The organism is Methylobacterium litchii (assembly GCF_038442315.1).
Taxonomy (GTDB): Bacteria; Pseudomonadota; Alphaproteobacteria; order Rhizobiales; family Beijerinckiaceae; genus Methylobacterium; species Methylobacterium litchii.
Map to the genome: position 1 here is coordinate 83,180 of NZ_JBBXMY010000016.1, position 7,319 is coordinate 90,498.

Annotated in this window: 5 protein-coding genes and 2 pseudogenes; all 7 read left to right on the forward strand. The window is 63.3% G+C overall.

Translation table 11 applies throughout. The features are described 5' to 3' along the window. The first annotated feature begins 9 nt into the window (after positions 1–9). Positions 10–765: a 5-formyltetrahydrofolate cyclo-ligase gene (locus tag AAHF99_RS22325; RefSeq protein ID WP_342166633.1), complete on the forward strand. Its 756-nt coding sequence runs from the start codon at positions 10–12 to the stop codon at positions 763–765. Between the two features lie 27 nt (positions 766–792). Further along, entirely contained in the window at positions 793–1,218 is a 426-nt protein-coding gene (locus AAHF99_RS22330) for a GntR family transcriptional regulator (RefSeq protein ID WP_342166634.1), read from the forward strand. A gap of 1,026 nt (positions 1,219–2,244) precedes the next feature. After that, the gene (locus tag AAHF99_RS22335; protein ID WP_342166635.1) at positions 2,245–3,384 is read left to right on the forward strand and encodes an HPP family protein; all 1,140 of its coding nucleotides are present in this window, start codon (positions 2,245–2,247) and stop codon (positions 3,382–3,384) included. 437 nt (positions 3,385–3,821) lie between these two features. Continuing rightward, positions 3,822–4,115 (forward strand): annotated as a pseudogene (locus AAHF99_RS22340) (substrate-binding domain-containing protein); the annotation flags it as partial. 86 nt (positions 4,116–4,201) lie between these two features. After that, a pseudogene (locus tag AAHF99_RS22345) lies at positions 4,202–4,578 on the forward strand (transposase); the annotation flags it as partial. 101 nt (positions 4,579–4,679) lie between these two features. After that, complete coding sequence (gene istA / locus AAHF99_RS22350; protein ID WP_342166636.1) at positions 4,680–6,179, forward strand: IS21 family transposase; 1,500 nt, start codon at positions 4,680–4,682, stop codon at positions 6,177–6,179. Then, complete coding sequence (gene istB / locus AAHF99_RS22355; protein ID WP_003601657.1) at positions 6,176–7,018, forward strand: IS21-like element helper ATPase IstB; 843 nt, start codon at positions 6,176–6,178, stop codon at positions 7,016–7,018. Before istA ends, istB begins: the two co-directional genes overlap by 4 nt. The last annotated feature ends 301 nt before the right edge of the window (positions 7,019–7,319 follow it).

Below are 7,319 nucleotides of genomic sequence, written 5' to 3' on the forward strand. Positions count from 1 at the left end.
GAGCGCATCATGGTTGGGCGTACAACCAAGCTGCCCGAGAGGTCGTCGGATTCTGCGGTCCCCGAACGTCCTGAGTTCGGCGAGTACAGTTCTCCGCCCTGCTTCATGCATGAGCTCGATCCCGACTTCGTAAGCCCGAAGATGGAGAGGCGACCTTCTGAACCGTGCGCCTCTGAAGTCTCAGCATCCGACTGGCCGAGCGTGCGGCGGTGGCGAAAGGAGACCCGCACTGCCCTCATCGAGCGGCGGGTCAGGCTCTCTGCCCAGGACCGCGCTGCCTGGAGCGAGCGCATCGGGCAAGCTCTCCGAGCCGCTCTACCCTCGGGATCAGGCATCATGATCGGCCTCTACTGGCCGTTCCGGGGCGAGTTCGATGCCAGACCCCTGCTGACCGAGTTGCGTGAAAAGGGATCACGGCTGGCGCTTCCGGTCGTCGTGGAAAAGGGGCGCCCCCTCCAGTTTCGAACTTGGTCGCCAGGTGACCGCATGACTCGCGGCGTCTGGAACATTCCCATTCCCGCCGAGGGCGAGGCCGTCGATCCTGACGTTCTGATCGCACCGCTCGTCGGCGTCGATCCGGCCCGATACCGCCTCGGCTATGGTGGGGGCTTCTATGACCGGACCATCGAGTCCAGGCCAGCGAAGCCTCTGGTCATTGGCGTCGGCTTTGCCCTTGCGCGGCTCGCGACGATCTACCCACAGGCGCACGACGTTCCCATGGATATCGTCGTGACAGAAGACGGTGTCTGGCCGGACACGAACTGACCTTGATCTCGCTGCGGCGTTGGGTTGGTGGCCGCACTGGATAGCTTCCTAGTCGATGCGGTTCCCACCTGTTCTGAATCTGGCCTGCGCGCTCTGGCCTATAAAGCTTTACTGGCCGCGATTGCCGAACTGCGCATCTATGATCATCCCGGCGAGCTGCAGCTCGATGAGTGCAAACTATCGAGGGATCTTGGGGTCAGCCGCACGCCCATCCGAGAGGCTCTGGCGATCCTGGAACATCAGGGATTCGTACGTCGGCGGCAGCGACATGGTGTGTTCGTTGCCAAGAAGACCAGGCGTGAGATCATCGAGATGGTCTATGCCTGCGCTGCACTGGAGGGCATGGCGGTCCGGCTGGCATGCGCCAAAGCGACAGAGGAGCAACTCGGCGCGCTTCGTACGAGCTTCAGCGCCTTCTATGAGGCGGATCCTCCGAGCGGATATCACCGCTAATTCGAGGCTCGTTGGCAGTTCTGCCGCCATGCCGCCACGCTCGCGCAATGCGCGGAGATCTTGTCTATGCTCAACCATCTCCTGCTGCATTTGCGGAGCGCTCACGAGACGATATTCCGCCAGAACATCGATCTCGCATATCTGCGGGCTGCATACGAGGCTATCATCGAAGCGCTAGAGCTGCGAGATGCCGAGCATGCAAGCCGGCTTGTTCTTGAAAGAGGTTTCAGGTTTGCTCGCGATATCGAGAAGTGCGGCATATGGTTCGGACATGTATAGCCGTGCCTTGAAGATCGCGTCGTGAGACTCCTCTTGAGGATGTTCCTTGATGTAGCACACCCTGCCTGGCAAGATCGGATCAATATTGCCCGCCCATCATAAGATGCAAATTATAGAGGATAGATCTACCTATGTCTAAGGTCGCAACGTATCCGTTTTCAAGTGGACGATCCGCATTCAGCCAAGGTCCGTGCTTGGCTGCCTACGCCACAAGTTGGACGAGGGTCGTTGTGTGATCGCGTCAGCCGCGATTAAAGCCAACTGAAGACATTAGAAAGGCAAGACTGACCCATGCACAGGCCGCGAAGGCACGCCGGGACAATGCGTGACGTCGCACTGTGTCATGAACAAGCCATGTCAAGAGCACCAGCAGGACAGCGGCTGCGAGCCCCCCACGGACGAGCATTTGGCCAGCCGCAGTCAGGAAGGCCACAACTCCGACTGTGTTGGTGACCTGTTCCCAAGCGCTGACGCGCTGCCAGTCCGTGAACATCATTACGAAAGGAACGCAACCGAGCGACGCGGCGGCTGCAAGGGCAGCGGTGACGGCGATGTCCTTCATTTCCACCGACCAAGGCTTCGATGTTCAAACGCTCGATCGCACGGCAGGGTGCCTATCCTGGTTGCAATTTTAGCGGCTGTCCGTAAACGATGACCTGGTATACCAGCAGCTACGCCACTCATAGGTGCATCTGCCCATCCAATGGGCACACCTGAGGATGGCGAAGCGAGCGAGGGCGCGTAGAGATGCCGAATGTGGCTCGACCGGACCACCAATCCACAAAATCGTCTGGGTTTCGGCTGTTCAGGCCAGTACTAGCGGGAGCGACCCTCCGTGAGCGACTGATCGCCTGCCTCGGCGCGCTCGCGGGCATCACACTTACCGGCCTGATCTGCGGTCTTGTCTTTGGTCAGGGGCCGCACATCCCGCTCATCGTTGCGCCGATGGGCGCTTCTGCCGTGCTGTTATTCGCGGTGCCTGCCAGCCCGCTCGCTCAGCCCTGGTCAATTATCGGCGGCAACACGATCTCGGCCTTCATGGGCGTGCTCGCCGCTCACTTCATCCCAAACCCGGTCATGGCTATCGGCGTCGGCGTCTCGCTGGCTATCGCCGCGATGTCGCTCACTCGCTCTCTCCACCCACCGGGCGGTGCCGCTGCACTAACAGCGCTCATCGGCGGACCAGCGGTGACCTCCGCCGGCTTCTTTTTCCCCCTGTTTCCGGTCTGCGTAAACTCAGTGATCTTGGTTGCGCTTGGTATCGCCTTCCACAAGATCTCACGCCGCAATTACCCGCACGTCCCGGTGGGGGGGCCGGTCAACACCCATGGGACGGCAGACCTGCCCGCGCCGCTCAGGGTCGGGTTCAGGCCGGAGGACGTGGACGCTGCCCTGGTCGAGCTGCACGAGACGTTGGACATTGATCGCGCTGACCTCGACCGGCTCCTCCGAGAGGTCGAGCTTCGCGCGCTCGTGCGGACCCAGGCCGACCTCACCTGCGGCGAGGCGATGTCGCGAGACGTAGTCACCATCAGGATAGACGACAGCGCGGAGCGAGCACGAGAGCTACTCATCGTACACAACATCCGTACGCTGCCTGTTATAGATGAAGGCGGCCGGCTTGTCGGTACGCTCGGTCTGCGCGAGCTGACGCTGCATGGCGAAGTCGGCATCGCGCAGGTGATGTCCGAGGCCAGGACGACTTTGCCAGACAATCCGATCGTCGCATTGGCTTCTACTCTAACCGACGGTCGCACTCACGCGGTAATCGTCGTGAACGAGGATCGGCGCGTGTCAGGGATCATCACTCAGACCGACCTGCTCGCCACCCTGACGCGCTTGCTCTCGGCGAAGGCATTCGCGTCTCGCGAAGCGGTAAGTCCTTAAGCGCATCACTGCCCAACCGTTATCACCGTTTGAGGGCGTCAGACGCGCTTTGCGGGCGCCCTGCGAAACAGGTCGGCTGATGGATAGCGCGTTGTGGACGTTGGCCCGGTTATTGCCGGTGTGCTCTCCTGCCTGGCTACGCCAGCCCACAGGATCAAGCCGATGCAAGACGAGCCAATTTTCCTCTACCTCCTGTACGCCATCCTGATGGGATCCAGCATGATGTTGACTTGGCAGGTCCATCTTCTTCGCCAAACCAAGATGGGATAGACCGGCTTCCAGCGAAGAAACGGTATTTTTTGGCCAAGGCTAGTTGTCGGGGTCCATTGGCTGACGCCAAGAGAGACTTCTGTTGGCCCAAGAAGGGGTGGGGGCAAGCGTAACAGCGACGTCCGCTGTTCCTGCATTCCTGCCCCAAGGCGTACGGTCTGCAATACGGTGACCGATCGGGCACCTACAGCGCCGAGCTGCGCAGCTGGAAGGAGGCAGGCGTCGATCTCGCGGCCTGCGCGGACCTTGGTCTCAAGACATTGCCCAAGGCCTGGGCCCCGCGCTCAACGCGGCCTCAGCTCTGGACGCTTATATCCTCGCCGACCGGGGACACGGCTCGCGTTCAAGAATCGTGCTGACTTGATCATCCCGACTCGAGGAGACTCAAGCCTGTTCAACCCGGCGTGATGCTGGTGAACCCTGACAGGCATCCTGGGGTTAAGGCGAAGCAGGGACAGGCCAGAGGTGGCTCGGGGAAATTGCACAGTGGGGCTGAGTGGAATTTCTGCCTGACGGCGGCCAGGATGGCTGCGGATCAGGAGCGATGATGAGCAAGCGACAACGCCGGAACCATCTCCCAGCCTTCAAGGCGAAGGTGGCTCTGGCTGCCCTGCGGGGCGAGAAGACCCTGGCCGAACTGGCCCAGCACTTCGATGTCCATCCCAACCAGATCACGGCCTGGAAGACCCAGCTTCTCGATGGGGCTGCCGGGGTGTTCGGATCCGCGCTCCGGTCGGAGGCGGCACTGGCCATCGACGTGAAGACGCTGCACGCCAAGATCGGCGAGTTGACGCTGACCAACGATTTTTTGTCCGGCGCGCTCGGCAAAGCCGGTCTGCTGAGCGCAAAGCGATGATCGATCGCGGGCACGATCTGCCCATCGCCAAACAGGCCAAGGCGCTCGGGATCAGCCGGGGCAGTGTAGGGCGGTGACAAAACCATCCACTGGAGCGTCGGCGTCGTGCTGATGCGGGCGGCGTAAAAGCCGGCCATTGGAGAAGCTTCTCTTTCGAGAGGAGCTGGGGATGTTTGCCGTGGAAGTCTACGCGGCCGTTCGGCAGTTCGTGTTTATCGAGGGCAACTCTCGGCGTGAGGCGGCTCGCGTGTTCGGGCCGAGCCGAGAGACGATCGCCAAGATGTGCCGGTTCTCTCTGCCGCCGGGCTATACGCGCTCGAAGCCGGTCGAGAAGCCGAAGCTTGGGCCTCTTCTGCCGGTGATCACAGCCATCCTGGAGGCGGACCGGACTGCGCCGGTCAAGCAGCGGCACACGGCCAAGCGGATCTTCGAGCGTCTACGCGACGAGCACGGCTATGCCGGCGGCTACACGGTGGTGAAGGACCACGTGCGGATCTGCCGGTCGCAGGGGCGGGAGACCTTCGTGCCGCTGGCCCACCCGCCCGGCCATGCCCAGGTCGACTTCGGCGAGGCGGTGGCCACGATCGGCGGCGTGCGTCGCAAGATCCATTTCTTCTGCATGGACCTGCCGCATTCCGACGCCTGCTTCGTGAAGGCGTATCCGCGGGAGACCACCGAGGCGTTCCTCGACGGGCACGTCGCCGCCTTCGCCTTCTTCACGGGCGTGCCGCTGTCGATCCTGTACGACAACACGAAGGTCGCGGTCGCCAAGATCTGCGGCGACGGGCAGCGCGAGCGCACGCGCGCCTTCACCGAGTTGGTGAGCCACTACCTGTTCCGCGACCGCTTCGGCCGTCCGGGCAGGGGCAACGACAAGGGCAAAGTCGAAGGGCTGGTCAAGTTCGCCCGGTCCAACTTCATGACCCCGGCTCCGGAGGCAGCTTCGTTCGAGGCGCTGAACACTGATCTGGAGCGACGCTGCCGAGTCCGGCAGGATGATTGTGCCGGTCGGTATGCCGAGCTCATCGGTACGCGGCTCGTGGCCGACCGTGCGGTCCTGCGCGCCCTGCCGGCGGTCCCGCTGGAGCCGTGCGAGACGCGGGCTGGTCGTGTCTCCTCGACCGCGTTGGTGCGCTACCACGGCAACGACTACTCGGTGCCCACCGCCTACGGCTTCCGGAACGTGCTGGTGAAGGGCTTCGTCGACGAGGTCGTGATCCTGTGCGGCGGGATCGAGATCGCCAGGCACGAACGCAGCTACGGCACCGGCGTGTTCGTGTCCGAGCCGCTGCACTACCTCGCGCTGATCGAGACCAAGCCGAACGCCCTCGACCAAGCGGCGGCCCTCCAGGGCTGGGATCTGCCCGAGGCGTTCCAGCACCTGCGCCATCTCCTGGAGGCGCGCATGGGCAACCGGGGCAAGCGCGAGTTCATCCAGGTGCTGCGCCTGATGGAGGCGATGCCCAAGGACGTGGTGGCCGCAGCCGTCACGGAGGCGATCCGGCTCGGGGCGATCGGCTTCGATGCGGTCAAGCTGATTGCGCTGGCCCGACTCGAGCACCGACCGCCCCGGCTCGACCTGGCAGCCTATCCGCACCTGCCCAGAACCACGGTGCGGACCACCGTGGCTGCCGACTATGCCGTGCTGGTGCCGGAGGTGGCCGCATGAGCCCGGCGCGCGACGAGACGACGCCGGGCGTCCTGCTGGCTCACCACCTCAAGCAGCTTAAGCTACCCACGGTGCTGCGCGAGTACGACAAGGTTGCCCGCGAGTGCGCCCAGGGCGGCCTGGACCACCCGCGCTACCTGTTGCGGCTGGTTGAATTGGAGCTGATCGACCGTGAGCGGCGCATGGTTGAGCGCCGCATCCGGGCGGCGCGCTTCCCGGCAGTGAAGAGCCTCGACACGTTCGACTTCGCCGCGATCCCGAGCCTGAACAAGATGCTCGTGCTGGAGCTGGCCCGCTGTGGCTACATCCTCAGCCGAGAGAACGTCATCGCACTTGGCAACTCGGGCACTGGCAAGACCCACATCGCCTTGGCTCTCGGCTTGGCGGCTTGCCAGAAGGGCTTCTCGGTCACGTTCACCACCGCGGCCTCGCTGGTCAACCAACTGATGGAGGCGCGTGACGAGCGTCGTCTGCTCCGGCTTCAGCGTGAGCTGGCCGCGGTAAAGCTCCTGATCGTCGACGAACTCGGCTACGTGCCGCTGTCGTCGACGGGAGCGGAGTTGCTGTTTGAGGTCTTCTCGCAGCGCTACGAGCGTGGCTCGACCGTGGTGACCTCGAACCTCCCGTTTGAGGACTGGACGTCAGTTCTGGGCTCGGAGCGGCTGACCGGCGCGCTGCTCGACCGGCTGACCCACCACGTCAGCATCCTGAGCCTGAACGGCGACAGCTACCGCCTCAAAACTTCCCGCAGCCGGCGCGGCCGGGCCGAACGGGCGGAGCAAAACCAGGCCACCGCCGATCCTCACGACCCCGAGACGGGCGAGATCCCGCCGGCCTGACCCTTAACGATCGGCGACGAACGAAGAAGGGGCCCGATCGGGCCCCTTCTTCGTTCAGGCTGCACGTTGCCAGTGGCCTGATTTTGCTCCGCCACGGCGGCCTGGAATTGGTCCGCCCTTTACAGGTCATCCCGCCCGTCGCCTGAAATCCGGCATCGCCCACGGCATCACCCGCTAGATGTTTGATCCCGGGGTTTGATGGTGCACTCTTCACGTCGGAGTGGAGGGACGCGCTATGGGCCAGGTTCTTCACGGCAGCGCCACGACGACGGAGGCGATCCGTCGAGCGATCCAGCATAGT